The organism is Acidovorax sp. FG48 (genome assembly GCF_057809085.1).
In genome coordinates this window covers 128,405-154,929 of sequence record NZ_JBMDJH010000001.1, presented here as the reverse complement: position 1 = coordinate 154,929, position 26,525 = coordinate 128,405, and the positions used below count along the sequence as shown (strand labels likewise).

General features: G+C 66.0%; 22 protein-coding genes. 18 read left to right on the top strand and 4 right to left on the bottom strand.

From position 1 onward, the window contains the following. The first annotated feature begins 187 nt into the window (after positions 1–187). The 5 genes from ACODSU_RS00720 to ACODSU_RS00700 all read left to right on the top strand — a co-directional run bounded on the left by ACODSU_RS00720 (position 188) and on the right by ACODSU_RS00700 (position 9,843). On the top strand, positions 188–3,757 hold the full coding sequence (locus ACODSU_RS00720; protein ID WP_488839330.1) for an indolepyruvate ferredoxin oxidoreductase family protein: 3,570 nt from the start codon (positions 188–190) through the stop codon (positions 3,755–3,757). A gap of 300 nt (positions 3,758–4,057) precedes the next feature. Continuing rightward, complete coding sequence (gene yajC / locus ACODSU_RS00715; protein WP_015016243.1) at positions 4,058–4,393, top strand: preprotein translocase subunit YajC; 336 nt, start codon at positions 4,058–4,060, stop codon at positions 4,391–4,393. A 106-nt stretch (positions 4,394–4,499) separates the two neighbouring features. Continuing rightward, positions 4,500–6,383, top strand: a complete 1,884-nt coding sequence (secD, locus tag ACODSU_RS00710; RefSeq protein WP_110960803.1) for a protein translocase subunit SecD — start codon at positions 4,500–4,502, stop codon at positions 6,381–6,383. Positions 6,384–6,475: 92 nt separating this feature from the next. Further along, entirely contained in the window at positions 6,476–7,426 is a 951-nt protein-coding gene (secF, locus tag ACODSU_RS00705) for a protein translocase subunit SecF (protein WP_015016241.1), read from the top strand. A 17-nt stretch (positions 7,427–7,443) separates the two neighbouring features. Beyond that, a complete protein-coding gene (locus ACODSU_RS00700; RefSeq protein WP_488839328.1) occupies positions 7,444–9,843 on the top strand; it encodes a DUF1631 domain-containing protein in 2,400 nt (799 codons plus the stop codon). A gap of 125 nt (positions 9,844–9,968) precedes the next feature. On the opposite strand, the gene dprA is transcribed toward ACODSU_RS00700, so the two are convergent. Further along, complete coding sequence (gene dprA, locus ACODSU_RS00695; protein WP_488839326.1) at positions 9,969–11,135, bottom strand: DNA-processing protein DprA; 1,167 nt, start codon at positions 11,133–11,135, stop codon at positions 9,969–9,971. Between the two features lie 79 nt (positions 11,136–11,214). Next, complete coding sequence (locus ACODSU_RS00690; RefSeq protein WP_488839324.1) at positions 11,215–12,417, bottom strand: LysM peptidoglycan-binding domain-containing protein; 1,203 nt, start codon at positions 12,415–12,417, stop codon at positions 11,215–11,217. Positions 12,418–12,616: 199 nt separating this feature from the next. Between ACODSU_RS00690 and def the strand changes: the two genes are divergently transcribed. The 12 genes from def (at position 12,617) to ACODSU_RS00630 (ending at position 22,707) form a co-directional block, all read left to right on the top strand. Then, positions 12,617–13,126: a peptide deformylase gene (def, locus tag ACODSU_RS00685; RefSeq protein WP_056067873.1), complete on the top strand. Its 510-nt coding sequence runs from the start codon at positions 12,617–12,619 to the stop codon at positions 13,124–13,126. Next, positions 13,126–13,632 (top strand): hypothetical protein, encoded by a 507-nt coding sequence (locus tag ACODSU_RS00680; RefSeq protein WP_488839322.1) that lies wholly within the window; start codon positions 13,126–13,128, stop codon positions 13,630–13,632. The genes def and ACODSU_RS00680 overlap by 1 nt, the downstream gene beginning before the upstream one ends. A gap of 62 nt (positions 13,633–13,694) precedes the next feature. Next, positions 13,695–14,669: a methionyl-tRNA formyltransferase gene (gene fmt / locus ACODSU_RS00675; protein WP_488839320.1), complete on the top strand. Its 975-nt coding sequence runs from the start codon at positions 13,695–13,697 to the stop codon at positions 14,667–14,669. Continuing rightward, a complete protein-coding gene (locus ACODSU_RS00670) occupies positions 14,666–15,490 on the top strand; it encodes an AzlC family ABC transporter permease (RefSeq protein ID WP_015016234.1) in 825 nt (274 codons plus the stop codon). Before fmt ends, ACODSU_RS00670 begins: the two co-directional genes overlap by 4 nt. Next, on the top strand, positions 15,487–15,822 hold the full coding sequence (locus ACODSU_RS00665) for an AzlD domain-containing protein (protein WP_488839317.1): 336 nt from the start codon (positions 15,487–15,489) through the stop codon (positions 15,820–15,822). The genes ACODSU_RS00670 and ACODSU_RS00665 overlap by 4 nt, the downstream gene beginning before the upstream one ends. An 83-nt stretch (positions 15,823–15,905) precedes the next feature. Continuing rightward, on the top strand, positions 15,906–17,105 hold the full coding sequence (locus ACODSU_RS00660; RefSeq protein ID WP_343735527.1) for a phosphoglycerate kinase: 1,200 nt from the start codon (positions 15,906–15,908) through the stop codon (positions 17,103–17,105). A 216-nt stretch (positions 17,106–17,321) separates the two neighbouring features. Beyond that, positions 17,322–18,008 (top strand): hypothetical protein, encoded by a 687-nt coding sequence (locus ACODSU_RS00655; RefSeq protein WP_056742898.1) that lies wholly within the window; start codon positions 17,322–17,324, stop codon positions 18,006–18,008. Next, on the top strand, positions 18,005–18,562 hold the full coding sequence (locus ACODSU_RS00650; RefSeq protein WP_116748286.1) for a FlgO family outer membrane protein: 558 nt from the start codon (positions 18,005–18,007) through the stop codon (positions 18,560–18,562). The genes ACODSU_RS00655 and ACODSU_RS00650 overlap by 4 nt, the downstream gene beginning before the upstream one ends. A 187-nt stretch (positions 18,563–18,749) precedes the next feature. Continuing rightward, positions 18,750–19,574 carry an orotidine-5'-phosphate decarboxylase gene (pyrF, locus tag ACODSU_RS00645; protein ID WP_488839314.1) on the top strand — a complete coding sequence of 275 codons (825 nt, stop codon included), beginning with the start codon at positions 18,750–18,752 and terminating at the stop codon, positions 19,572–19,574. 106 nt (positions 19,575–19,680) lie between these two features. Next, a complete protein-coding gene (locus ACODSU_RS00640; protein WP_422848079.1) occupies positions 19,681–20,577 on the top strand; it encodes a LysR family transcriptional regulator in 897 nt (298 codons plus the stop codon). A gap of 166 nt (positions 20,578–20,743) precedes the next feature. Beyond that, positions 20,744–21,718, top strand: coding sequence for a Bug family tripartite tricarboxylate transporter substrate binding protein (locus ACODSU_RS00635; protein ID WP_488839312.1), 975 nt, complete (start codon positions 20,744–20,746; stop codon positions 21,716–21,718). Further along, entirely contained in the window at positions 21,715–22,707 is a 993-nt protein-coding gene (locus tag ACODSU_RS00630; RefSeq protein ID WP_488839310.1) for a M14 family metallopeptidase, read from the top strand. Before ACODSU_RS00635 ends, ACODSU_RS00630 begins: the two co-directional genes overlap by 4 nt. 48 nt (positions 22,708–22,755) lie before the next feature. On the opposite strand, the gene ACODSU_RS00625 is transcribed toward ACODSU_RS00630, so the two are convergent. Together ACODSU_RS00625 and ACODSU_RS00620 are read right to left on the bottom strand one after the other, a co-directional pair. Continuing rightward, positions 22,756–23,727: an EamA family transporter gene (locus ACODSU_RS00625; RefSeq protein ID WP_488839308.1), complete on the bottom strand. Its 972-nt coding sequence runs from the start codon at positions 23,725–23,727 to the stop codon at positions 22,756–22,758. Continuing rightward, positions 23,724–24,164 (bottom strand): acyl-CoA thioesterase, encoded by a 441-nt coding sequence (locus tag ACODSU_RS00620; RefSeq protein ID WP_488839306.1) that lies wholly within the window; start codon positions 24,162–24,164, stop codon positions 23,724–23,726. Before ACODSU_RS00620 ends, ACODSU_RS00625 begins: the two co-directional genes overlap by 4 nt. Positions 24,165–24,484: 320 nt before the next feature. On the opposite strand from ACODSU_RS00620, the gene ACODSU_RS00615 reads away from it, so the two are divergent. Beyond that, entirely contained in the window at positions 24,485–26,455 is a 1,971-nt protein-coding gene (locus ACODSU_RS00615; protein WP_488839304.1) for a methyl-accepting chemotaxis protein, read from the top strand. The last annotated feature ends 70 nt before the right edge of the window (positions 26,456–26,525 follow it).

Here is a 26,525-nt window from a genome sequence, read left to right as displayed (position 1 = left end):
AAGCGGCTGAAAAGAGAAAGATCCTTTCTCAGAATAGCCTAAACACGGCACAGAACGCAAAGACATATCAGCGGCGCAGACATACACTTACCCGCAGATTAGTGCCGCAGCCCTAAACGGGCTGCATGGTGCTACCCCAGCGTGCCCACAAGGCGCGGACCCCACAAAAGCCATTGGAGACATAGCCATGAACGCCCCCCTGCCCGAGTCCATCCGCAAAGCGCTAGAGACGGTCACACTGGACGACAAATACACCCTGGGCGAAGGCCGCGCCTTCATGAGCGGTGTGCAAGCCCTGGTGCGCCTGCCCATGCTGCAGCGCCAGCGCGATGCGGCGGCGGGGCTCAACACGGCGGGTTTCATCAGCGGCTACCGGGGCTCGCCCCTGGGCACATATGACCAGGCACTGTGGGCGGCCAAGAAGCACCTGGCAGCCAACAACATCGTCTTCCAGCCCGGTGTGAACGAAGAACTGGGCGCCACCGCGGTGTGGGGCACGCAGCAGCTCGATCTGTACCCGCAAAGCAAGAAGTTCGACGGCGTCTTCGGCATCTGGTACGGCAAGGGCCCCGGCGTGGACCGCTGCTCGGACGTGTTCAAGCACGCCAACATGGCCGGTACCGCCAAGCATGGCGGCGTGATCGCCATCGCGGGCGACGACCACATCAGCAAGAGCAGCACGGCCGCACACCAGAGCGATCACATCTTCAAGGCCTGCGGCACGCCGGTGTTCTTCCCGAGCAGCGTGCAGGAAATTTTGGACATGGGTCTGCACGCGTTTGCCATGAGCCGCTTCTCGGGCGTGTGGTCGGGCATGAAGACTATCCAGGAGGTGGTGGAGTCGTCCAGCAGCATCAACATCGACCCCGACCGCGTGAAGATCATCCTGCCCGAGGACTTCGTGATGCCGCCCGGCGGCCTGCACATCCGCTGGCCCGACGCGCCGCTGGAGCAGGAAGCGCGCCTCATGGACTACAAGTGGTACGCGGCCCTGGCGTACATTCGCGCCAACAAGCTCAACTACAACGTCATCGAAGGCAAGCAAGACCGCTTCGGCATCATCGCCAGCGGCAAGGCCTACAACGACACCCGGCAGGCGCTGGTGGATCTGGGCCTCGATGACGACACTTGCCGCCAGCTGGGCATCCGCGTGCACAAGGTCAATGTGGTGTGGCCGCTCGAAGCCACCATCACCCGCGACTTTGCGCAAGGCCTGCAAGAGATTCTGGTGGTGGAAGAGAAACGCCAGGTCATCGAATACCAGCTCAAGGAAGAGCTGTACAACTGGCGCCCCGATGTGCGCCCCAACGTGCTGGGCAAATTCGACGAGCCCGAAGGCGACGCCACGGGCGGCGAATGGAGCATGCCCAACCCCAGCCAGAACTGGTTGCTGCGCGCCAAGGCCGACCTCACTCCTGCCATCATCGCCAAGGCCATTGCCAAGCGCCTGAAGAAGCTGGGCGTACCCTCTGACATCGTGGCCCGCATGGAAGCGCGCCTGGCCATCATCGAGGCCAGCGAGCGCGCGATGACGGAGCTGAAGGTGGACACGGGCGAACGCGCCCCCTGGTTCTGCAGCGGCTGCCCCCACAACACCAGCACCCGCGTGCCCGAGGGCTCGCGCGCTGTGGCGGGCATTGGCTGCCACTACATGGTCAACTGGATGCCCGACCGCCGCACCAGCACCTTCACGCAGATGGGTGGCGAGGGCGTGACCTGGGTCGGTCAGCAGCCCTTTACCACCGACGCGCACATCTTTGCCAACTTGGGCGACGGCACCTACTTCCACAGCGGCCTGCTGGCCATCCGCCAGAGCATTGCGGCGGGGGTGAACATCACCTACAAGGTGCTCTACAACGATGCGGTGGCCATGACTGGCGGCCAGACCGTGGGTGAGCGGCCCGAGGGGCACAGCGTGCTGCAGATCATGAACAGCCTGAAGGCCGAAGGCGTGGCCAAGCTCGTGATCGTGACGGACGAGCCGCACAAGTACGACGGCGTTGCGCTGGCCGACGGCGTGACGGTGCACCACCGCGACGAGCTGGACACCATCCAGCGCCAGTTCCGCGAGATCAAGGGCTGCACGGCCATCATTTACGACCAGACCTGCGCGACGGAAAAGCGCCGCCGTCGCAAGCGCGGCAAGCTGGCCACGCCCGACAAGACCGTGGTGATCAACGAGTTGGTGTGCGAGGGCTGCGGCGACTGCTCGACCAAGTCGAACTGCCTGAGCGTGGAGCCGGTGGAGACGGAATTCGGCCGCAAGCGCCGCATCAACCAGAGCACCTGCAACAAGGACTACTCGTGCGTCAACGGCTTCTGCCCCAGCTTTGTAACGGTGGAAGGCGGCCAGCTGAAAAAGCCCAAGAAGGAAAAGAAGGGCGACCTGTCGGCGCTGCCGTCCATTCCTGAGCCTGTGCTGCCTGTGGCCGAAACCGCCTGGGGCATCGTGGTGGGGGGCGTGGGCGGCACGGGCGTGATCACCATCGGCTCGCTGCTGGGCATGGCCGCGCACCTGGACGGCAAGGGCGTGATCACGCAAGACGCCGGTGGTTTGGCCCAGAAGGGCGGCGCCACCTGGAGCCATATCCAGATCGCCAACCGGCCCGACGCCATCTACACCACCAAGGTCGATACCGCCAAGGCCGACCTGGTGATCGGCTGCGATTCCATCGTGGCTGCGCACAAGTACACCCTGGCCGTCATGCAGCCCGGCCGCACTTTTGTGGCGCTGAACACGCACGGCACGCCCACGGCGGCGTTTGTGAACAACCCCGACTGGCAGTTCCCCGGCGGCAACTGCGATGCGGCCATCAGCGCGGCCGTGGGCGCAGGCGGTGTGGGCAGCTTTGATGCCGAGCAGGTGGCCACCCAGTTGCTGGGCGACAGCATCTACACCAACCCGCTGATGCTGGGCTACGCCTGGCAAAAGGGCCGCGTGCCGCTCACCTACGCATCGCTGATGCGCGCCATGGAATTGAACGGCGTGCAGGTCGAGAACAACAAGGCCGCCTTTGAATGGGGCCGCCGCTGCGCGCACGACCTCGCGGCCGTGCAGGCGCTGTTCCAGGCCGCGCAAGTGATTCAGTTCGTCAAGAAGCCTTCGCTGGCCGAGATGGTGGCCAAGCGTGTGGAGTTCCTGACCGGTTACCAGAACGCGGCCTACGCCTCTGAGTACCAGGCCTTCGTCGAAAAGGTGAAGGCAGCGGAAGCGAAGCTGGGCACCAGCACGAAGTTGTCCGAGGCCGTGGCCCGCTACCTGTTCAAGCTCATGGCCTACAAGGACGAGTACGAGGTGGCGCGCCTGCATACCGACAAGGCCTTCACGGACAAGATCGCCAACATGTTTGAAGGCGACTACAAGCTGGTGCACCACCTGGCACCACCCTTGACCGCCAAGAAGAACGCCAAGGGCGAGCTGGTCAAGCAGCCGTTCGGCCCCTGGATGCGCAGCGCCTTCGGCGTGCTGGCCAAGATGAAGGGGCTGCGCGGCACGGCGCTGGACATTTTCGGCAAGACCGAGGAGCGCCGCATGGAGCGCGCACTGATCGCCGAATACCGCGCCTGCATCGACGAACTGCTGGCCCGCCTGAGCGCCGACAACCTGGCCCTGGCGGTGGAAATTGCCCGCATCCCCGAAGAGATCCGGGGTTATGGCCACGTGAAGGAGCGGCACCTGAAGGCAGCGCGTCCCAAGTGGGACGGCCTGATGGCCCAGTGGCGCGCAGGCGCCCCGGTCCAGCGTCAGGTCGCTTGATCGGTCCTCTTGCCGTCAGTGCCTCCCGCAAAAGCCCGCACTTGTGCGGGCTTTTGCTATTAATAGTGTAGCTAGCGAGGCGTGAGTTCCTAGCGCATCAGCCGTTTTTGGCTTGTATTTCCGTGGGCGAGCCCTTGCGGGCCCTGCTGGCGGCAAACACCCGCTGCATGCTTGGGTCTTCCCCCTTGGGCGGCGCCCGAAGCGCCGCATACAATGCCCTGTTCTGCCCTCGGTGGGCGCTTTGGCGCTTGGTGTGGGCGGGTTGTGTGAATTTTGACCATCCGTTGTGGAGTCCAGTCCGTGTTTATTTCTTCCGCTTTCGCCCAAACCGCACCTGCCGCAGCCGCTGGCGGCGGTGACATCATGTCCTCCCTGACCGGCATGCTGCCCCTGGTGCTCATGTTTGTGGTGCTGTACTTCGTCATGATCCGCCCCCAGATGAAGCGCCAGAAAGAACACCGCGCCATGATCGACGCCATCGCCAAGGGTGATGAAGTGGCGACCGCCGGCGGCATCGTCGGCAAGGTCACTCGCCTGTCCGAAGGTTTCCTGCACATCGAGATCGCCAGTGGCGTGGAAGTGCAAATGCAGCGCAGCGCTGTGGTGCAGGTGTTGCCCAAGGGCTCCGTCAAGTAATCCGTGAACATCCCCCTGAGGCGCTGCGCGCCCCGGCTGGGCCGGGCGCGGGGGCAGGGGGCGCTGGCGCGTAGGGCGTCAGCACAACCGAGGTGAGAGCGCGATCATGAACCGTTATCCGGTCTGGAAGTACGCGATCCTGGTGATCGTGCTGCTGGTAGGGGCCTTGTACACCCTGCCCAATTTCTTTGGCGAGGCGCCTGCCGTGCAGGTGTCGTCGGCCAAGGCCACCATCAAGGTGGACACCGCCGTGCAGCAGCGGGTGGAAGAAGCCCTCAAGGCCGCTGGCGTGACGCCCGACTTTGTGGCGCTGGAGGGCAACTCGGTGCGCGCGCGTTTCGACACGCCCGACACCCAGCTCAAGGCCAAGGACGCCATCCAGAAGGCGCTGGTGCCTGACGCCAACGATCCTTCCTACATCGTGGCCCTCAATCTGGTGTCGCGCTCGCCGTTGTGGCTCAAGGCCCTGCACGCCAATCCGATGTACCTGGGGCTGGACCTGCGCGGCGGCGTGCACTTCATGCTGCAGGTGGACATGCAGGCGGCGCTGACCAAGAAGGCGGAGTCCTATGCGGGTGACATCCGCACCGCACTGCGCGACAAGAACATCCGCCATGGCGGCATCAGCCGCGACGGCCAATCCATCGACATCAAGGTGCGCGATGAAGCCACGGCCACGGCCGCGCGCAACCTGATCGCCGACCAGTTCGCCGATCTGCAGGTCACTACCACGCCCGAAGGCACCGAATTCAAGCTGCGTGCATCGATCAAGCCCGAAGCCACGCGCCGGGTGCAGGAGCAGGCGCTCAAGCAGAACATGGTCACGCTGCACAATCGCATTAACGAGCTGGGCGTGGCCGAGCCCGTGATCCAGCAGCAGGGCCTGGACCGCATCGTGGTGCAGCTGCCCGGCGTGCAGGACACCGCCAAGGCCAAGGACATCCTGGGCCGCACGGCCACGCTGGAAGTGCGCATGGTGGACGAAGGCACCGAAGCCCGCTCGGCAGAGACAGGCCGTGGCCCCGTGCCCTTCGGCTCCGAGCGCTACCTGGAACGCAACGGCCAGCCCGTCATCGTCAAGAAGCAGGTCATCCTGACCGGCGAAAACCTGACCGATGCGCAGCCGGGCTTTGACGGCCAGACCCAAGAGCCCACCGTCAATCTGACGCTGGACGCCAAGGGCTCCCGCATCTTCAAGGACATCACGCGCGAAAACGTGGGCAAGCGCATGGCCATCGTGCTGTTCGAAAAGGGCAAGGGCGAGGTGGTTACGGCACCTGTGATCCGCTCCGAAATCGGTGGCGGCCGCGTGCAGATCTCGGGCCGCATGACCACGGCCGAGGCCAATGACACCGCCCTGCTGCTGCGCGCCGGCTCGCTGGCCGCGCCCATGGAAATCATCGAGGAATACACCATCGGCCCGAGCCTGGGCGCCGACAACATCGAGCGCGGCATCCACAGCGTGGTCTGGGGCATGGTGGCCATTGCAGTGTTCATGTGCATCTACTACGCACTGTTCGGCATTTTCTCCACCGTCTCGCTGGCGGTGAACGTGCTGCTGCTGCTGGCCATCTTGTCCATGCTGCAGGCCACGCTGACCTTGCCCGGCATTGCGGCCATGGCGCTGGCGCTGGGTGTGGCGATTGACTCCAACGTGCTGATCAACGAGCGCATCCGCGAGGAATTGCGAGCCGGGGTATCGCCCCAGGCGGCCATCCACGCGGGGTACGAGCGTGCCTGGGCCACCATCCTGGACTCGAACGTGACCACCCTGATTGCGGGCCTGGCGCTGCTGGCCTTCGGCTCCGGCCCGGTGCGCGGCTTTGCGGTGGTGCACTGCATCGGCATCCTGACCAGCATGTTCTCGGCCGTGTTTTTCTCACGGGGCCTCGTGAACCTGTGGTACGGCCGCAAGAAAAAGCTCAAGAGCGTGGCCATCGGTCAGGTGTGGAAGCCTGAGTCCGACAGCGCTGTGGCCAAGACGAACTGAAGGAGGAAGACCATGGAATTCGTAGTTCCAGCATCACGTGCGCGGTGCGCACATGAGCTTTCTCTGAAAACTCCAACGAAGGAATAGGAATCATGGAGTTTTTCCGTATCCGCAAAGACATCCCTTTCATGAAGCACGCGTTGGTCTTCAACGCGATCTCCTTCATCACCTTTGCCCTGGCGGTGTTCTTCCTGCTCACGCGTGGCCTGCACCTGTCGGTGGAGTTCACGGGCGGCACCGTGATGGAAGTGGCCTACAGCCAGCCCGCCGAACTGGCCAAGGTCCGCGACACCGTGTCTGCTCTGGGTTACCCCGACGTGCAGGTGCAGAACTTTGGCACCTCGCGCGACGTGATGATCCGCCTGCCCGTGCAAAAGGGCGTGACGTCCGCGCAGCAAAGCGAGCAGGTGCTGGGCGCCCTGAAAGCGGCAGACCCTGAAGTCACTCTGCGCCGTACCGAGTTTGTGGGCCCGCAGGTGGGCGAGGAACTGGTGCACGGCGGCCTGATGGCCCTGGCCATGGTGGTCGTGGGCATCGTGATTTACCTGGCCTTCCGCTTCGAGTGGAAGTTCGGCGTGGCGGCCATCATCGCCAACCTGCACGACGTGGTGATCATCCTGGGCTTCTTTGCGTTCTTCCAGTGGGAGTTCTCGCTGTCGGTGCTCGCGGGCGTGCTCGCGGTGCTGGGCTACTCGGTGAACGAATCGGTCGTGATCTTCGACCGGATCCGCGAGGCCTTCCGCAAGTACCGCAAGATGACCACCCACGAAGTCATCGACCACGCCATCACCAGCACGATGAGCCGCACGATCATCACCCACGCCTCCACCGAGGCCATGGTGCTGTCGATGTTCTTCTTCGGTGGCCCGAGCTTGCACTACTTTGCATTGGCGCTGACGATCGGTATCCTGTTCGGTATCTATTCCTCGGTGTTCGTGGCGGCGGCCATTGCCATGTGGCTGGGGGTCAAGCGCGAAGACCTTGTCAAGCCCGCCAAAAAGGAAGGGGATCCCAACGATCCCCAAGCCGGAGCTACCGTTTGACCCGCTAATATCTGTTCATGCACACCACGCCCCCTTCTGTTCCGCAACGTCGCCTGGCCCGCCAGGCGCGTCAGCGGTTCGTAGAGGGGATCTGTGGTGGGCTGGCGGACCTCGACAAGACGGTCCAGGACTTCCTTACCGCATTGATGAACCAGACGGGCACCGCCCGTGAAATGCAGTCGCGCCGGGACGCGTGGCTGCAGTACCAGCAAAAACATGCCGCGTGGACAGAGCGCACCGGCAAGGCCTGGCAAGAGGCCCTTGCTCCCCATGTGAGCTCTACACGCGGCCAGCTGGCAGCCGGTGGCGGCGGGGGGCTCAGCCAGTTTGAGCTGCTCAGCGACGATGTCGTGGAGAACAAGATCCTCGCCTCGCGCATGGCGCTCACTGTGAACGAGCAGGTCAGCCATCAGTTCGATACCTTGCGCCAGCGCACCCAGTCGCTGGAAGGGCAGGAGCTGGACAGCAGCGATATTCTCCGACCCGATACGGTATGCCTTCTGCTGGTGGAGCAATGGGTGGAGGCGGGCCTGCCCCGCACGGACCTGCAGACCGTGGTGGACCCCCTGCAGCGCGAACTGGCGAACCTGCTGCAAAAGCACTACCAGGCGGTCAACGTGTTCTACGTGGAGCAGGGCATCACGCCGCAGACCGATCTCAAATCCAAGGTGCGCCGCACCCAGGGCGGCACTGCCACGGGCAGTGGCGGGGGCGATTCGGGCGCAGGAGGACTTGCTTCGCAGGCCCTGGCGCAGACCCGCCAGGCCATGATGGCCGCGCGGGGAGGGATGCAACCGCCTGGCATGCCCGCCGCAGGCCGGCCGATGGGCCCTCCGGGCGCACAGATGCCGCCCCCCGGATATGGCGGCTACCCCCGGCCACAACACGGAATGCCCACGGCCTTTGCCACAGGCATGACGCCCCTGGCCCGCGCACGCCAGCGCGCGCAGGGTGTGATGGGGCAGCTGCGGCGCCTTCTCACGCAGCCCGCCACTGGCTTTGACATGGTGAATGCGCCCCCTGCGTCGGCGGCGCTGGCCCATGCACTCACTGCGCACCGCGTGAATGCGGACACCTACTACAGCGGCGTTGCCACCCTGATGGAGGACTACAGCCCTGCCGCCGTGGTCCAGTTGGTGGGCGCCGTGCGGGAGCGTTCCACCGAACTCAAGAAGAAAGCGACCACCTCGGGAGAAAAGGCCATCATCGAGGTGGTGGCCCTGATGTTCCAGAGCATCCTCGCCGAAGACCGGATACCGCCTGCCGTACGAGTGTGGTTTGCCCGGCTGCAGGTGCCGGTGTTGCGCGTGGCCTTGGCCGAGCCCGAATTCTTCAGCAACCTCGACCATCCTGCGCGCAAGCTGATCGACCGCATGGGAGCCTGTGTGCTCGGTTTTGATGCGACCAGCATCAATGGCAGTGCGCTGGAAGCCGAGATTCGCCGCGTGGTGCAGGTGATCGAACAGTACCCCGAGACGGGACGCCGCGTCTTCCAGCTGGTCTATGACGAGTTCGAAAAATTCCTGGCCAAGTTCCTGACCGAAAAGCAGGTCACTTCGCGCCTGGTCAGCGTCGCCCAACAAGTCGAGCAGCGGGAAACGCTGGCGATCCAGTACACCATCGAACTGCGCACCATGTTGCGCGACATGCCGGTGCGCGACGAGATCCGCGAGTTCCTGTTCAAGACCTGGGCCGAGGTGCTGGCGCTGTCGGCCGTGCGCGATGGCCCCCAACATGCCGACACGGTGGCCTTCAAGCGTACGGCAGCAGACCTCGTCTGGGCCGCCAGCGCCAAGCCCAACCGCAGCGATCGGGCCCAGGTCATCCAGAACCTTCCCGCGCTGCTGCAGCGCCTGCGGCAGGGCCTGTCCCTGCTGGGGGTGAATGGCGAGGCGCAGGATGCGCAGGTCAAGGTGTTGACGGACACCCTGGCCGATGCCTTCCTGTCCAAGACCGCATCCATCCCGCAGGCCCACATCGACGCCATGGCCAAGCGCCTGGCCAACCTGGAAGACTTCATCAGTGACGCCACGCTGGGCGACATGCCGCTCAACGCGGACAACATCGAGATGATGCTGGGCATCGACGCCTCGTCCATCCACGTGATTGCTGACAACGGTGCTCCGGTGGACGATGCCATGGTAGCCTGGGCGCAGGATCTGCAGCCTGGCACCTGGTATACGCTGGACCACAACGGCGCATCGGCCCAGGTGCAGTACGCCTGGCAAAGCCAGCGCAAGCAGTTGCACCTGTTTGCTGCGGTGGATGGCAGCAGTTACCTGATCCAGTTGCGTCGCCTGGCGGCGTACCTGCAGGCTGGCTTGCTCGTGGCCCAGGACGAGGAAGGACTCACGCTGCGCGCCACGCGCGATGCCCTGGCCAAGCTGGACGCCAACCCGGAACGATTGCTGGACTGAGCCCTCGCAGGCGTTGCTCAGAGCCTGTGAGATCTCCTTTGAGATCGTCAACAGGCGCTTTTATCCGGGATGCGTGTTGGCATCCCTTGCGCTCCTCTGGCACCGGGCGATCCCGGAGCGATCAGCTAGCCCCTGCCGACCCGCTGAAACAACCCCCCCGGCAACCGCGCAATGCTGCCGGCGAGTTCCAGTTCCAGCAGGGCCACCTGCAAGGCCGATGCGCCCATGCCCGTGCGGGCGACCAGAGCATCCAGCCCCATGGGGTCGTAGCCCAAGGCGGCGAGCACGGGGTCTTCGGTGTCGTCCGATACAGCGACTCCCGCGGCGTTCGCGCCTTCGTGGGGCAGGCCGGACATGGTGGTGGCGGGGATCTTGAGTTCTTCCAGTACATCCTGGGCAGACTCCACCAGCTTGGCGCCTTGACGGATCAGCGCATGGCAGCCGCGTGACTGCGGTGCATGGATGGAGCCTGGAATGGCAAACACTTCACGGCCCTGCTCGGCCGCCATGCGGGCTGTGATCAGCGAGCCCGATGCCAGTGCGGCTTCCACCACCAGCGTGCCCTGCGAGAGGCCCGAAATGATGCGGTTGCGTTTGGGAAAGTTGCCGGGCAGCGGTGGAGTACCCAGGGGGTACTCGCTGACGATCAGTCCGTGTGCTGCAATGCGATGGGCCAGGTCCAGGTTCTTGCGCGGATATACGCGGTCGAGCCCGGTGCCTACCACGGCGATGGTGGCGGCCCTTGCGCAAGGGGGCGTCGCCGAGTCCAGCGCGCCTTCGTGGGCGGCAGCGTCTACCCCCAGCGCAAGCCCCGACACGATGGTCAAGCCTGCGCTGTGCAGCGCCCGGGCAAACAGGCGAGCGTTCTCTGCGCCCTGGGCGGTGGGATTGCGGCTACCGACCACAGCGAGACACCGATCACTGGGAAAAGGCTGGTGCTCCAGCAGTGATGCCGGGCCCATGAGGTAGAGCAGCAGCGGGGGGTCTTCCGTGTCCAGCAAGGCCTGCGGATAGCGCAGGTCGCCCAGGCTCACGATGGCGCGCGCGGGGGCTTGTGGCGTAGTGTTGGCAAGCCATTGGGCCGTGGCCTGCCACATGGCTTCCCACCCTTGCGGAATCTCGCGCAACGCCTTGGCCTGCGCGGCGGGCACACAGAGTTGCAGGGCGGCTTCGGTCTGCTGAAAGATGGATTGCGGCAAGCCAAAGCGTGCCAGCAGACGCCGCGCGGCCCCGTTGCCAATGCCTGGCGTCAAGGTCAGCCGCAGCCAGGCACCGAGCTCGTCGTGGTCCATGGATACCAATGCGGCGCGGCAGCCTGATTACCGCAGCGAAGGAGCCCCGCGCGGCGATAGGAACTGCCGGCCCTCAGCGTTACTTGGGGTTGACCAAGCGGTCGCCGACGCGCACACCGTTGCGGATTTCCAGCAGCAGCACATATGACACGCGCTCGAAGGTGCGGAACACCATGGCCGTGCCGTTGATTTCACTGGGCAGCTTGACCATCGCCTTCTTGTCGTCCGTCATGTCCTTGATGCGGTCACCCTTGGTCAGCAGGCTGAGCACATGGCCGGGCTCCAGTCCGTCCTGCGAACCCATGTTGATGGCCACCACCTGATTCTGTGCCGCGTAGGCCACCGCCGAGCTGCCATAAATAGATACCACACGGGCATCCACTTCCATCTCGGGGGCGCGGGGGGTGTAGCTCAGGAACGGACGCGCTGGCGCGGGGAGAAGGCGGTCACCAGCGCGTACCTCTTCCTTGGTGGCCGACAGATCCACAGTGGCGGGGATGTATTCCGCCGTGTATCCACCCTTGCCGTTCGGAATTTCTTCAAACGACTCGCCACGCACCAATTCCGCTTTGCCCAGGTACTGGGCTTCATATCCCAGCACTTCGGCCGTCACGGGGTCCTTGAGCGCCACGGCATTGCGGAAAACACGGTAGTACCGGGGTTCGCCCGCTTCTGCCAGCATGGGAGACGCGGCGTCCCCACGCACATAGACACGGTCGCCCGCCGCCATCAGCACGCGCTCTTCCGTCGTCGCGATCACGCGCGGGGCGCTCAGCAGCACTTGCTCGTCCACCACGAGCGGCTCGACCAGGAAGGGCTCGATGAGGTGCTGCTTGAGTGTGGGCAGCGCCGAATCAGCCAAACTATCGCTGCGGGTGCGGGGCGAGATGCGCACGGTCTCGGGTTCGCTGGAGCGGCTGGTGCTCAGGCGGGCATAGCCGCCTTCCTTAATAAGGTAAAGCGTCTGGCCAGGAAAGATCAGGTGCGGGTTGGGGATGGTCTTGAGGTTCATGCCCCAGAGCTCGGGCCAGCGCCATGGGCGCTTGAGGTACATGCCCGAAATGCCCCAGAGCGTGTCGCCCCGCTTGACGGTGTAGGTGTCTGGGGCGTTGGGCGCCAGCTCTTCCAGCGGCACCCCTCGCTCGGACACCTGCTGCGCGGTGGCGCGCTGGCCGCTGGAGATGGGGTAGTTCTGCGCCTGGGCCGGCATGACCAGCAGTGCGCCAGCAATGATGGTGAGCGCGCCCAGGGCGGTCCGCCGCACGCTGGTGAATGCCGTCATGTTGTTCCTTTTCTCATGCATTGGGAAACGCCCCCTCGCTGGCACCTCGGCGCACAAAGCAGGCGTGCGGCCGGGCAAATACGTTACAAAGCTTCTTAGATTCTCTGCTCAAGCCCTTGATTCGGCAACGATTATTGGCTCGCAGGGCGGCAGTAGGCCGCAAAAGTGGCGAAAATAGCGACATCTCTTACCTGCAGCCATGGCAATCCTTCCCATTCTCTGTTACCCGGACCCCCGGCTTCACAAGGTCGCCCGCCCCGTCCAGGCGGTGGACGACCGCATTCGCACGCTGGTGGCCGACATGCTGGCCACGATGTACGACGCGCACGGCATTGGCCTGGCGGCCACCCAGGTGGATGTGCATGAGCGGCTGGTGGTCATCGACGTGTCGGAGGAGCGCGATCAGCCCCTGGTGCTGATCAATCCCGAGCTGGTCTGGACCAGCGCCGAAAAGCACCTGAACGAAGAAGGCTGCCTGTCGGTGCCTGGCATTTATGACGGCGTGGAGCGTTTTGATGCCGTGCATGTGCGGGCGCTGGACGCCCAGGGCCAGTCCCGCGTGATCGAGGCCGACGGCCTGCTGGCGGTCTGTATCCAGCACGAAATGGACCACCTCATGGGCAAGGTGTTTGTGGAATACCTCTCCCCCCTCAAGCGCAACCGCATCAAGACCAAGATGGTCAAGCAGCAGCGGGAGGCGCGCGGGTGATGCGCGCAGCGCTCTGCGTCCGCCGGGGCGTCAGAGTGCTGGCGCTGGGTGCGCTGGTTGGTCTGTTGGTGGCCTGCGCGCTGCCGGCCCACGAGCAGCCGGGCGCATTGCGGGCCGAAGTGGTCGCCCGCCTGGGCCCGCCCACGGCCACGATTGCGCTGCCCTCTGGCGAGCGCTTGCTGTATTCGGAACTGCCCGCTGGGTTTGCTGCCTACAACCTCGACTTTGACACCAGCGGTCGGCTGGTGCGCAACGAGCAGGTGCTCACGCAGCAACGGTTCGAGAACCTGCCCGTGGGCACCTGGACCCGCGCCGACCTGCAAAACACCTTCGGAATGCCCTTGCGGGTCGAGCAGGTGGCGCGCTTTGATGGTGATATCTGGACCTACCGCTTCCGGCAGAACTCGGACCTGCGTCAGGCCCATGTGCACTTGGACCGCCAAGGGGTGGTGCGCCAGGTGCTGTTCACCGACGAGCTGCCCAATTTTGACAACGCGCGCGATTGATGGGATGGGCGGCCCCGCCGGGCCACCGCGTCCCGCGCCCACCTGAGCCAACATCCGTTTCCATGAGAGTCATTTTTGCCGGAACCCCCGAATTCGCCCGCGTGGCCCTGGAGCGGCTGCTGTCCGCAGGCTTCACCGTTCCCTTGGTGCTGACGCAACCGGACCGCCCTGCAGGCCGTGGCATGAAGCTGCAGGCATCGCCCGTCAAACAATGCGCGCTGGAGCATGGCATTGCCGTCGCCCAGCCCCGCAGCCTGCGCCTGGATGGCAAGTACCCCGACGATGCCGCCGCTGCGCGCGAAGCCCTGCTGGCCGCGCAGGCCGATGTGATGGTCGTGGCCGCCTACGGACTGATCCTGCCGCAGTGGACCCTGGATCTGCCCCGTCTGGGCTGCCTGAACATCCACGCGAGCCTGCTGCCGCGCTGGCGCGGCGCCGCTCCCATCCACCGTGCCATCGAGGCAGGTGATGCGGAAACGGGCGTCACCATCATGCAGATGGACGCCGGGCTGGACACGGGCGACATGCTGCTCACCGAGCGCCTGCCCATTGCCCCGAGCGATACCACCGCCACCCTCCACGACCGCCTGGCCACGCTGGGCGGACGCATGATCGTCGAGGTCCTGGAGCTGGCCGCCTGTGGGGGCCTCACTGCCGTGCCGCAACCGGCGGACGGCATCACTTATGCCCACAAGATCGAAAAGGCCGAGAGCACCATCGACTGGACACTGCCCGCCGCAGTCATTGGCCAGCGCATTCGCGCGTTCGATCCCTTCCCCGGGGCCAGTACCGAATGCAAGGGCGAGACGATCAAAATCTGGAGCTATGCAATTGATAGCATTCAAGGCATATCCGACCAGCGCCCCGGGCAGATTTTGGCTGCAGATGGCGCCGGAGTGACTGTCGCATGCGGTAGCGGCACCGCTTTGCGCCTGACCACGTTGCAGCGGGCGGGTGGCAAGCGGCTGGCGGCCGCTGATTTCTTGCGCGGCTTTGACCTGCAGCCGGGCATGGTGCTGGGCGCCAACCCTGCATGAGCGTGTCTGCTGCCCTGGGCCGGACACTGCGCCACCCCTCCTTCCGCATAGCTGCCATCGACATGGCGGGCACGTCGCTGGGCATCGCCGCCTGGGGGTTGGTCACCGGGGTGGCCATGGTCAAGAGTGGCATGTCGGTCGGCATGGCGGTGTTCATGTCGCTGCTGGTGTATGCCGGCAGTGCTCAGCTTGCTGTCATTCCGCTGCTCTCCGTGGGCGCGCCGCTGTGGGTGGTGTGGCTCACGGCCGCCTGCGTCAACCTGCGGTTTGTGATCTTCAGCAGCATGTGGCGCAGCTACTTTGCGCACCTGCCGCTGCGCCAGCGCCTGGCCGTGGGGTATTTCAGCGGGGATGTGATCTACGTGGCGTTCATGAAGCGCTTTCCGGAACCCCGACCGGCGCCGGAGCAGGTGCCGTACTTCTGGGGCGCCGCCTCCACCAACTGGCTGGCATGGCAGGTGCCGTCCATCGCCGGCATCCTGCTGGCCAACGCCGTGCCCCTGTCCTGGGGACTGGGTTTTGCGGGGGTGCTGGCATTGCTGGGCGTGTTGTTGTCCCTGCTGTTCGACCGGGCCACCTGGCTCGCCACGGGCGTTGCGGCCACTGCCGCGATTGCCGCGTTTGCCTTGCCGCTCAAGCTCAACATCCTGGTGGCGCTGGCGGCCGCCGTGGCGGCGGGACTGCTGATGGAGGCGGTGGACCGCCGCCGTCGCCAGCCTGAGCTGCTGCTGGTGCCTGCCGACAGCGTCATGCCGCCGGAAGAGCGCGAGCATGTCGAGGCGGGCGACGTGGTGCCGCTGCGCGAGGAGCGCCACCCATGAGCTGGTCCTGGATCTATTCCGTGCTGGCCACTGTGGGTCTGGCAGTGATCACGGTGGTGTCGCGCTCTTTCTTCATGATCCCGGAGCGTGAGCTGCCCCTGCCCGACTGGCTCAAGCGGGGCCTGAAATATGCCCCCCTGGCCGCGCTCACCGCCGTCATCGCGCCCGAGATCCTCATGGTGCAGGGCGAGTTGATCGACACCTTCATGGACGCTCGCCTGCCAGCCGTGCTGTTCGCCAGCGCGTATTACTTCTGGCGCCGGGGCATTCTGGGCACCATTTTGGTGGGCATGGCGGTGTACCTGCCACTGCACATCGGCTGGGGCTGGTAGGTACTGGCGGCTCCGGGCCGCGTCAGCAGGGCCGCCTAAAATGGCGCCCCTGACCCACCGGCCCCTCCAGGAAACCTCCCTCCATGAACATCCTTCGCTTCTCCGATCTGTGCGCCCAGGGCAAGGCCCGCAACCAGCGCGTTTTCATCCGCGCCGACCTGAACGTGCCGCAAGACGATGCCGGCAACATCACCGAAGACACCCGCATCCGCGCCTCCATCCCCGCCATCCGCATGGCCCTGGACGCCGGTGCCGCCGTCATGGTGACCAGCCACCTGGGCCGCCCGACCGAAGGCGAGTTCAAGCCTGAAGATTCGTTGGCTCCCGTGGCAAAGCGCATGGCCGAGCTGCTGGGCCGTGATGTGCCGTTGGTTGCCAACTGGGTGGACGGCGTACAAGTGGCCCCCGGCCAGATCGTGCTGCTGGAAAACTGCCGCCTGAACGTGGGCGAGAAGAAGAACAAGGAAGAGCTGGCCCGCAAGATGGCCGCGCTGTGCGACATCTTCGTGAACGACGCGTTTGGCACCGCCCACCGCGCCGAAGGCACGACCTATGGCATCGCCCAGTTTGCGCCCATCGCCTGCGCCGGCCCGCTGCTGTCGGCCGAGATTGACGCCCTGACCAAGGCCCTGGCCCAGCCCCAGCGCCCCCTGGCCGCCATCGTGGCGGGTTCCAAGGTGTCCACCAAGCTCACCATCCTGCAAAGCCTGGCCGACAAGGTGGACCAGCTCATCGTGGGGGGCGGCATTGCCAACACCTTCATGCTGGCGGCGGGTCTGCCCATCGGCAAGAGCCTGGCTGAGCCCGACCTGCTGGACGCCGCCAAGGCCGTGATGGCTGCCATGAAGGCGCGGGGCGCCGAAGTGCCGATTCCTACCGACGTGGTCGTGGCCAAGACCTTTGCCGCCGATGCGCCCGCCACCGTGAAGGCGGCCACCGATGTGGCGGCTGACGACATGATCCTGGACATCGGCCCCGAGACGGCGGCCCGTCTGGCCGCCCAGCTCAAGTCTGCCGGCACCATCGTCTGGAACGGCCCCGTGGGCGTGTTCGAGTTTGCCGCCTTTGAAAACGGTACCAAGCAACTCGCCAAGGCCATTGCCGAATCTTCTGCCTTCAGCATCGCGGGTGGCGGCGACACGCTGGCCGCCATTGCCAAGTACGGCATCGACAAACAGGTGGGTTACATCTCCACCGGTGGCGGCGCTTTCCTTGAAGTGCTGGAAGGCAAAAAGCTGCCCGCTTTCGACATCCTGGAGCAGCGCGCAGCCGCTTCCGTGTAAGCAAATGCAAGGCGGGCCGCTGCAAAGGTGGCTCTGCCTGCTTACACGCCTTGCATCGGCACACAACTGTGACCAAAAACAACGAACTGTGTACGCCGGAGCGTAGTTAGCGTAATTTTTTCTTGTTTTTGTTGAGGATACCGCCCAGAATTATTTTTCAATCGTGCGGGTCGCATCTGTTCGGATCCTCGCAAATTCAGTCCGTAGGAGGGAATCATGTCGTTTTCAAAGGCAATCAGCTTGGCCGTGCTGGCTGGCGCTGTGGCAACTTTGGTGGGGTGCGCACAGAGGGCGCCTATTCCCGTCGCGGAAAATTTCGAGTACACCTCGCAGCCCAAAGTCCGCTCCGCTGGCCACTGGGATCTGGTGTCGCGCGATGTGGTCAACCAGACGCTGAGCACCCTGGACAAAGCCGGCGTGGCCCCCAACACCCCTCTGCATGTTTCCCTGCCTGCCAACGCTACGCAGTTTGAAACCGCCTTCCGTGAGTTCCTGATCACCAAGCTGGTCCAGAACGGCGCCGTGGTTCAGCAGAACCTGGGCCAGGCCCTGGAAGTCTCCTACGGTATCCAGGTCGTGCGCCACAACAGCGACCGCCCGCACTTCATTCCTGGCCAGTTCACCATGCTGGCTGCGGGCCTGTTTGCTGCCTACGGCCTGCGCCATGAGCACATCGACGCCCAGCTGGCTGCAGGCCTCGGTCTGACGCTCGCCGCTGATTACGCCAACAGCATCAACTCCGGCGGCCCGACCAACACCGAGCTGATCCTGACCACCACCGTCACGCGCGGCGGCCAGTACCTGGCTCGCAAGACCGACGTGTACTACCTGGAAAACGCTGACACCCCGCTGTTCACGCGCCCCTCGTACAAGAACGTCAACATGAAGGTTGTCTCGCAATGAAAACCCCTGCACTTCTTCTGACGGTGCTGGCCGGTGCCGTGCTGGCCGGTTGCGCCAACAACGCCGCGCCTGTGCGCGTCGAGCCCACCTACCAGGAAGCCGCCAGCAGCCAGTTCATCCAGAGCAGCCGTGACGCGGTGACCAAGCTGACCACCGGTTTCGACATGAACTCATTGGGCGGCGGGCCCGTGCTCGTGGCCACTGTGGTCAACGTCAATGACTTGAGCCGCGCTGCCCCCCTGGGCCGCACGCTGTCCGAGCAGTACGCCACCAGCATGGCGGCCAGCGGTTTCAACGTGAAGGAAATCAAGCTGCGCGGCGACGTGTTCGTGCGCGAAGGCCAGGGCGAACTGCTGCTGTCGCGCGAGATCAAGGACATTGCCCGCAACCACAACGCCTCGCTGGTGCTGGTGGGTACCTACTCGGCGGCTGCCAACTACACCTACGTGAGCCTGAAGCTGGTGCGCACGGAAGACAGCCGCATTGTGCGCGGCTACGACTACGCGCTGCCCAACGACCGCGACGTGCAACGCCTGCTGGCTGTGCCACGCTGATCGCTCGTTGTCGCCAGAGGCTTGCAGAAGTCTCCAAGCCAACCCAAAAAGGCCGTCTCGACGGCCTTTTTTATTGCCCGCTGCTACCGGTCAGGTCGCCCGCAGCCTGCGCCTCATACCGCCTCCGCCAGATGATTGCGGCCATGGGCAGAGGCCTTCCGCGCCCACCCACCTAAAATCACGCCCCATGAACTTCACCGACATGCTGCGCGACGCCACGGCGCAGAACAACTCCCTGCTGTGCGTGGGCCTGGACCCCGAACCCACCCGCTTCCCTGCGGGCATGCAGGGCGATCCGCGCAAGATCTATGACTTTTGCGCCGCCATCGTGGACGCCACGGCCGACCTGGTGTGTGCCTTCAAGCCGCAGATCGCCTACTTTGCCGCGCACGGTGCCGAGGACCAGCTCGAACGCCTGATGCAGCATATGCGCGCCAACGCGCCGGAGGTGCCGGTGATCCTGGACGCCAAGCGCGGCGACATCGGCTCCACCGCCGAGCAGTACGCCAAGGAAGCCTTCGAGCGCTACGGCGCTGATGCCGTCACGCTGTCGCCCTTCATGGGCTTCGACTCCATCGAGCCCTATCTGGCGTACCACGGCAAGGGCGCGTTTTTGCTCTGCCGCACGTCCAACCCTGGTGGTGACGATCTGCAGACCCAGCGCCTGGCCAGCGTCGAGGGCCAGCCGCTTCTGTACGAACATGTGGCGCGCCTGGCGCAAGGCCCCTGGAACAAGAACGGCCAGCTCGGCCTGGTGGTGGGCGCCACCTACCCACAAGAGATCGAGCGCGTGCGCGCCATCGCGCCCACGCTGCCGCTGCTGATCCCGGGCGTGGGAGCCCAGGGCGGTGACGCCGCCGCTACCGTGCGCGCCGGGCTGCGCAACGACGGGCCGATCATCGTGAACTCGTCGCGGGCCATTCTTTACGCGTCCAAAGGCGAGGACTTTGCTGCGGCTGCGCGTGCCGAAGCCACACGCACCCGGGGCGTTCTGGAAGCTGCCCGGGGCTGAGTTCCCCACCACCCTGAACGTCGCGCACAGCCCCCTGACGGCGCTGGCGTGACCCCGGCACCCTAGATTGCCACCCGCCTGACAGCCGCCCCTCCAGGAGCCGACGATGCAGTTGAAATGGCTGGAAGACTTCATCGTACTGGCGCAGGAGCGCAGCTTCACCCGTGCCGCCGAGCTGCGGCATGTCACCCACCCCGCGTTTGGCCGCCGCATCCGCGCGCTGGAGGCATGGGCGGGCACGCCGCTGGTGGAGCGGGGCGGAGGCCCTGTCACCCTCACGCCCGCTGGCCAAAGTTTTCTGGACACCGCCGGGCAAATGGTGCGCAACCTCACCCAGTCGCATGAGGAGCTGCAAAGCCTGGCCGGGCGCCAGGCCCGCACCGTGACCCTGGCCACGGGCCGCACCTTGGCGCGCACCGTGGTGGCCGACTGGCTGGTGCGCCTGCAGCCCATTTTGCAGGGCGGCGAGCTGTGTATTCGCACCCGGGCGCTGGCCGACACGGTGGGCATGCTGGAGCGCAACGAGGCCGACTTCTCGCTCGTGTACCACCACCCGGCGCTGGCCATCCGGCTCGATGCGCGGCAGTTCACGCACCTGACGGTGGCCTCCGACCGGCTGGTGCCTGTGTCGCGCGCCACGGCGCAGGGGCAGGCGCTGCACCGGTTCGGGCCCGACGCTACGCGGGTGCCCTACCTGGCCTACGCCCCCCAGCTGGCCCTGGGGCGGCTGGTGGAAGACCACCTGGCGCACAACCCCCATGCGCCCCGGCTGCAGCGCGTGGTGGAGTGCGACTCGGCCGACGCCCACTACGAATACGTGCAAAAAGGTCTGGGCGTTGCGTGGCTGCCCTGGTCCATGGTGTTTGCCGACTGCAAGGCCCAGCGGCTGGCACTCGCGGGAGACGCCCGCATGGAGGTGCGGTTTGACGTGCGCCTGTACCGTCCCAAGCGCCGCCTGGGGCCGCTGGCCGAGGCGCTGTGGAAGGCGCTGGCGCAGCGCTGATACGCCTGCGCCCGCTGTGGCTGGCCTGCGGGTTTCCCCGTGTCGGATATTGTGAATCGGCACGACATGGTGCCGTTTTGGCACCAACGCCCAGCGGCGGACTTTTCACAATCCAGTCCATACCCCACCCGCACCATTCACCCCGCCTTTGCCAAGGAGTTCCGCCATGACCACCGTCCGTCCCCTGCGCCGTGTTGCACTGCTGTGCGGCTTGGCCGTTCTTGCTGCCCCCGCCATCGCACAAGACGCCTACCCCAGCAAGCCCATCACCATCGTGGTGGGCTACCCGCCCGGCGGCAGCACCGACCTGACCGCACGCACCGTGGCCACCGAGCTGGGTAACAAGCTTGGCGTGCCGGTGGTGATCGAGAACCTGGGCGGTGCCGGGGGCGCGATCGGCGCGCAGAAGGTCGCCAACGCGGCGCCCGACGGCTACACCCTGCTGGTGGGCGCCAACAACGAGATCGCCATCAACAAGCTCGTGACCAAGAAGGTCAAGTACGACATCAAGGACTTTACCGCCATCGGCCTCATTGCCTCCCAGCCGCTGGTGCTGGTGGCCTCCACCGGTGCGGGCGTCAAGAACATGGCGGAGTTCACGCAGAAGGTATCCAAGAACCCCGGCAAGTTCAGCTACGGCAGCTCGGGCGTGGGCACGGCGCTGCACCTGGCGGGCGAGGCCGTGAAGGAGCAAGGCAAGCTGTTCATGACGCACATCCCCTACCGGGGCGTGGCGCCGCTCACCAGCGACCTCATGGGCAACAACCTGGAGTACGGCGTGTTCGTGCTCTCCAGCGGCCTGCCGCACATCAAGAGCGGCAAGGTGATTGCGCTGGGCACCACCGAGGCCAAGCGCTCCGCCACCACACCCGACATCCCGGCGCTGGCCGAGTCGCCGCAGTACAAGAACGTGGACATCAGCGTGTGGTTTGCGCTCATGGGCCCTGCCAACCTGCCCAAGCCGGTGACCGACAAGCTCAAGAAGGCGCTGGCCGACAGCCTGCAATCGCCGGACTTCCGCAAGAAGATGGAAGCCAGCGGGTCCACCGTGGCCTCGCCCACCGTGAACATCGACCAGTTCCTGGTCACGGAAGTGGCCAAGTACAAGAAGATCGTTGAATTCGCCAAGATCGAAGAATGAGCAGCAGCCCCCTCTCTCCCACGTCCGTGCAACCCCTGGTGTTTGCGCTGCCTGCCCCCGACATCAGCGCCTGGCGTGCCGGCAACACCGGCACCGAAGGCGTGTGGCACTTCGACTCAGGCCGACCCGGCCGCCGCGTGATGGTCAGCGCCCTGGTGCACGGCAACGAGCTGTGCGGTGCCTGGGCGCTCAAAGGCCTGCTCGACGCCGGTGTGCGCCCGCAGCAGGGCACGCTCACGCTCGCGTTCTGCAACCTCGACGCCTTCGACCGCTTTGACCCCGGCAACCACGACGCCTCGCGCTTCACCGACGAAGACCTCAATCGCCAGTGGCTGGACGAGCGCATCGACGCGGCCGACACCAATGAGCGCCGCCGCGCCGCCGCGCTGCGCCCGTGGGTGGCGCAGGCCGACTGGCTGCTCGACATCCATTCCATGCACGAGCCTTCGGCGCCGCTGCTGCTCACCGGCATCCAGCCGCGCAACCTGGCGCTGGCGCGCGCCATGCGCTCGCCCGAACACATCGTGGTGGACGCCGGTCACAAGGACGGCGTGCGCATGCGCGACTACGGCCGGTTTGGCGACCTGGACGACAACGGCACCCGCTCGCTGCTCATCGAATGTGGCTTCCATGGCGACCCGGCCAGTCGCGCTGTGGCGCAGGACCAGTGCGTGCGCTTTATCGAACAGTCTGGCGCCATGAGCGCCGACGCACTGGCGCAGCAGCTGCCCGGCTGGCGCCTGCCCGATGCACCGCGCCAGTGGGCGCTGGAGGTGACCGGCCCCGTGGTCGCCACCAGCAGCGCCTTCCGGTTTGTGGCGCCGTACACGGGCCTCGAAGTGTTCGAGAAGGCGGGCACGGTGATTGGCGACAACGACGGCGTGCCGGTGGTCACTCCGTACGACGACTGTGTGCTGGTGATGCCCTCGGTGCGCCAGGCACGTGCCGGGGTGACCGTGGTGCGCTTTGCGCGGCGCCGGTTGCTGTAGGCAGTGTTGTCGTTGTTTGCTATCTAGTTGATAGCTGCTAAGGCATATTTAACTAGCACTACCGGCCATTTTGGCTTGTAGTCGGGGCCCCAGCACCACACAGGCCAGCGCGGCCACCACCAGCGCAATGCCTGCCCACTGCCAGGGCGCCACGCCCTCGTCCAGCAGCAGCCAGCCTGCGGTGAGGCCCACCACTGGCACCGCCAGGCTGAACGGCGCCACGCGGTTGGCGGGGTAGCGCTGCAGCAGGTTTGTCCACAGCGCGTAGCCCACGATGGTGGCGGCCCAGCCCAGGTAGGCCACGGCGGCCCATGACAGCAGCGGCACGCTGGCCAGCGTCTGCCACTGCAGCCAGCGCGCGGCGTCAGGGTCGAACAGGGCGGACAGCGCCATGAACGGCAGCACCGGCACCAGGCTGCTCCAGATCACAAAGGCCAACGGATCAAAGCCCGGGCTGTGCTGCTGCGCCAGCCGCGCCACGATGTTGGACGACGCCCACATCGCCGCGCCACACAGCGTGAGCAGCAGGCCCGCCAGCGTGGTGGCTGCCGCCACCCCCATGCCGGAGCCCGGGCCCACATAGTTCATCGCAAAACACACCAGCCCCAGTGCGGCCAGCCCCATGCCCACGCGCAGCGGCAGCCCCGGCCGCTCGCGCAACAGCGCAAAGCCCAGCAGCGCCGTGAAGAACACCTGGGTCTGCAGCAGCACGCTGGCCAGCCCGGCCGTCATGCCCACCTTGAGTCCCATGAACAAAAAGCCGAACTGCCCCACGCCCTGGAACAAGCCGAACAGCAGCACCCAGCGCCAGTGCATGCGCGGCGGGCGCACCAGCAGCACCAGCGGCAGCGCTGCACACAGGTAGCGCGCGGCGCCCAGCTGGAAGGGGCTGAAGCTGCGCAGCCCCCACTTCATCGCCACAAAGTTCACGCCCCAGAGGATCACCACTACCAGTGCCGCGAGCAGGTCGCGCGCACGCAGCGGGCTGGTGGCGGATGCGGCCTGTGCAGCGCCGCTCATTGCGCCGCGCGCGCTGCGTCGATGTGCGCCTTCACGCGCTGGGCCAGCGCAATGTCGCCGGGGGTCTCGGGGCTCCATTTGTCCACGGTGCGCGGCTGGTCGCTGGCATCCACGGCGGTGTACACGGCCACGCAGTGCACCACGTCCTCCAGCGGTGCGCCGTGCACGGCGCCGCTGCGCACTTCCACGGCCAGGCACATGCTGGTGTCGGTGGTGTAGGCCAGGCGCGCGTGCACCTCCACCAGGTCCCCCGGGCGGATGGCGCGCACAAAGTGGGCGCCGCCCACAAACTCGGTGATGCAGGCGCCCTTGGCCCAGGCGCTGGCGCAGGCAAACCCGGCTTCGTCCACCCAGCGCAGCACTGTGCCGCCGGGGATGCGGCCTGCCTGGGGCAGCGTGGTCTGGGACGCCAGGAAGCGCAGGGTGGTTAAGTGCATGCCGGGGCTCCAAAGGATGGGGAGGCGTTCATTATTCTCCAGCGCCCCGGCTGCCGCAGCCTCCACCCGCCTCCGAACGCAGCCCAGCGCTCGCGATGCGGCCGCGTGGGCGAAGCTCTGCGTCACTTGACCTGAGTCAAAACCCTACTGCAAACGCGTCCCTACATTGAGAACCATTCCGTTTGGCCCTCGGTGCCGGTGGACGATTTCCCCATGCGATCGTCCTCAGGTTCACAGGGGCCGCCCTCCAGTCGGCGGTGCCGACACCCGCCCGTGGGGCCTACTCTAAAGCGCACGCCGTGTGGCCTGCGCCCACTGCCATGTCATTGCTTCACCGGTTGAACCTGCTCGAAAAATTCCTCATCCTGGGGACCATCGGGCTCATGATGAGCGCCTTGCCCACCTACTTGGTGGTGCGCGACTCCCTCCACGCCATCGACCACGCGCGCCTGGAGGCGCAGGGCGTGGCCCCTGCCCAGGCGCTCACGCTGCTGGTGCAGCGCATGCAGGTGCACCGGGGCCTGTCGGTGGGCATGCTGGGGGGCGACGAGTCGCTGGCCGCGCGCCGCCCCGCCGCGCGTGATGCGGTCAACACCGCGCTGGACGACGTGAGCGCCCGCTTTGCCGCCGCCAAGGTGCCCGCTGCGCAGATGGCGGCCTGGACCCAGGCGCAGCAGACCTGGCGCACCCTGGAGCAGGCCGTGGCCGCGCGCAGCATCGAACAGGCGCAAAGCACCGCGCAGCATACCCAGCTCATCGCAACGCTGCTGCAGCTCAATGAGTCGCTGGTGCATGCCTATGGCCTGCAAATCGACCCCGAGGCCGACACCCACGCGCTGGTGCAGGCCTCGCTGGCGCAGGCCCCCATGCTGGGGGAAAAGCTGGGCATGCTGCGCGCCCAGGGCGCCAGCGCCTTGGGCAAGCGCGAGCTCACGCCCCAGGGCAAGGGTCAGCTGCTGGTGCTGCAGCAGCGCGTGGCCGAGCTGCAGGGCGACACCTTCCGGGGGCTGGACCGCGCCTTGCAGGGCAATGCCGAGCTGCAGCGCGCGCTGGGCAGCAGCGCGCAGGCCGTGCAAGGGCAGATCCAGCAGTCGCTGCAGATGGTGGAGCGCGACATCCTCAACGCCACGGAGCTGCAGCTGCCGTCCAAGGATTACTTCGACGCGTTCACCCGCACCATCGAGGCGCTGAACGCGCTCAACAACCTGTCGATGGCCAGCCTCGACCAGGCGCTGCAGGCGCGCGTGGCAGGGCTGCAGCGCAACCTGCTGTGGGTGGCGCTGGCCCTGGTGCTCACGCTGTCGGCCACCAGTGCGATGGCGCTGGTGTTCGTGCGCTCCATGACCGGGCCGCTGTCGCAGGCTGTGGCGCTGTCACGCGCCGTGGCGCAGGGGGACCTGAGCGGCGAGCCCATTGCCCATGGCACCAACGAGGTAGGCCAGTTGCTGGAGGCCTTGCAGCAGATGCGCGCACAGCTCACGCAGGTGGTGCGCAACGTGCGCAGTGGCTCCGAGAGTGTGGCCACGGCCAGCGTGCAGATTGCCCAGGGCAACACCGACCTGTCGGCCCGCACCGAAAGCCAGGCCAGCGCGCTGGAAGAAACTGCCGCGTCGATGGAGCAGCTCAACGCCACCGTGCGCCAGAACGCCGACAGCGCCCAGCAGGCCAGCCAGCTGGCCGCCAATGCCAGCACGGTGGCCGTGCAGGGCGGTGAAGTGGTGGCGCAGGTGGTGGACACCATGCACGGCATCAACGCCTCGTCGCAGAAGATCTCCGACATCATCGGCGTGATCGACTCCATCGCGTTCCAGACCAACATCCTCGCGCTCAACGCGGCCGTGGAAGCCGCCCGCGCGGGCGAGCAAGGCCGGGGCTTTGCGGTGGTAGCCAGCGAGGTGCGCAGCCTGGCCGGGCGCAGCGCCGAGGCCGCGCGCGAGATCAAGACGCTCATCAGCGCCAGCGTGGAGCGCGTGGCCCAGGGCAGCGCCCTGGTGGACCGCGCCGGCGCCACGATGAGCGAGGTGGTGGGCGCCATCCGCCGCGTGACCGACATCGTGGGCGAGATCAGCGCCGCGAGCCACGAACAATCGCTGGGCGTGGCCCAGGTGGGCGAGGCCGTCACGCAGATGGACCAGGTGACCCAGCAGAACGCGGCGCTGGTCGAGGAGATGGCCGCCGCTGCCAGCAGCCTCAAGAACCAGGCCGAAGACCTGGTGCAGGTGGTGTCGGTGTTCCGCCTGGGCGACGATGGCGGCGGGCGCACGGCCGCAGGCGTGCTACGAATTCAATAGCTGCAGCGGCATATTGCACTAGCGCTACCGGCCTGAATGACCTGAAATGCGCTGTAACGCGCATGGAGGA

Excerpts from the sequence above, each read along its gene's own strand:
- ACODSU_RS00720 (WP_488839330.1), top strand. The coding sequence starts at position 188 with ATGAACGCCCCCCTGCCCGAGTCCATCCGCAAAGCGCTAGAGACGGTC.
- secD (WP_110960803.1), top strand. The coding sequence starts at position 4,500 with ATGAACCGTTATCCGGTCTGGAAGTACGCGATCCTGGTGATCGTGCTG.
- secF (WP_015016241.1), top strand. The coding sequence starts at position 6,476 with ATGGAGTTTTTCCGTATCCGCAAAGACATCCCTTTCATGAAGCACGCG.
- ACODSU_RS00700 (WP_488839328.1), top strand. The coding sequence starts at position 7,444 with ATGCACACCACGCCCCCTTCTGTTCCGCAACGTCGCCTGGCCCGCCAG.
- dprA (WP_488839326.1), bottom strand. The coding sequence starts at position 11,135 with ATGGACCACGACGAGCTCGGTGCCTGGCTGCGGCTGACCTTGACGCCA.
- ACODSU_RS00690 (WP_488839324.1), bottom strand. The coding sequence starts at position 12,417 with ATGACGGCATTCACCAGCGTGCGGCGGACCGCCCTGGGCGCGCTCACC.
- def (WP_056067873.1), top strand. The coding sequence starts at position 12,617 with ATGGCAATCCTTCCCATTCTCTGTTACCCGGACCCCCGGCTTCACAAG.
- ACODSU_RS00680 (WP_488839322.1), top strand. The coding sequence starts at position 13,126 with ATGCGCGCAGCGCTCTGCGTCCGCCGGGGCGTCAGAGTGCTGGCGCTG.
- fmt (WP_488839320.1), top strand. The coding sequence starts at position 13,695 with ATGAGAGTCATTTTTGCCGGAACCCCCGAATTCGCCCGCGTGGCCCTG.
- ACODSU_RS00670 (WP_015016234.1), top strand. The coding sequence starts at position 14,666 with ATGAGCGTGTCTGCTGCCCTGGGCCGGACACTGCGCCACCCCTCCTTC.
- ACODSU_RS00665 (WP_488839317.1), top strand. The coding sequence starts at position 15,487 with ATGAGCTGGTCCTGGATCTATTCCGTGCTGGCCACTGTGGGTCTGGCA.
- ACODSU_RS00660 (WP_343735527.1), top strand. The coding sequence starts at position 15,906 with ATGAACATCCTTCGCTTCTCCGATCTGTGCGCCCAGGGCAAGGCCCGC.
- ACODSU_RS00655 (WP_056742898.1), top strand. The coding sequence starts at position 17,322 with ATGTCGTTTTCAAAGGCAATCAGCTTGGCCGTGCTGGCTGGCGCTGTG.
- ACODSU_RS00650 (WP_116748286.1), top strand. The coding sequence starts at position 18,005 with ATGAAAACCCCTGCACTTCTTCTGACGGTGCTGGCCGGTGCCGTGCTG.
- pyrF (WP_488839314.1), top strand. The coding sequence starts at position 18,750 with ATGAACTTCACCGACATGCTGCGCGACGCCACGGCGCAGAACAACTCC.
- ACODSU_RS00640 (WP_422848079.1), top strand. The coding sequence starts at position 19,681 with ATGCAGTTGAAATGGCTGGAAGACTTCATCGTACTGGCGCAGGAGCGC.
- ACODSU_RS00635 (WP_488839312.1), top strand. The coding sequence starts at position 20,744 with ATGACCACCGTCCGTCCCCTGCGCCGTGTTGCACTGCTGTGCGGCTTG.
- ACODSU_RS00630 (WP_488839310.1), top strand. The coding sequence starts at position 21,715 with ATGAGCAGCAGCCCCCTCTCTCCCACGTCCGTGCAACCCCTGGTGTTT.
- ACODSU_RS00625 (WP_488839308.1), bottom strand. The coding sequence starts at position 23,727 with ATGAGCGGCGCTGCACAGGCCGCATCCGCCACCAGCCCGCTGCGTGCG.
- ACODSU_RS00620 (WP_488839306.1), bottom strand. The coding sequence starts at position 24,164 with ATGCACTTAACCACCCTGCGCTTCCTGGCGTCCCAGACCACGCTGCCC.
- ACODSU_RS00615 (WP_488839304.1), top strand. The coding sequence starts at position 24,485 with ATGTCATTGCTTCACCGGTTGAACCTGCTCGAAAAATTCCTCATCCTG.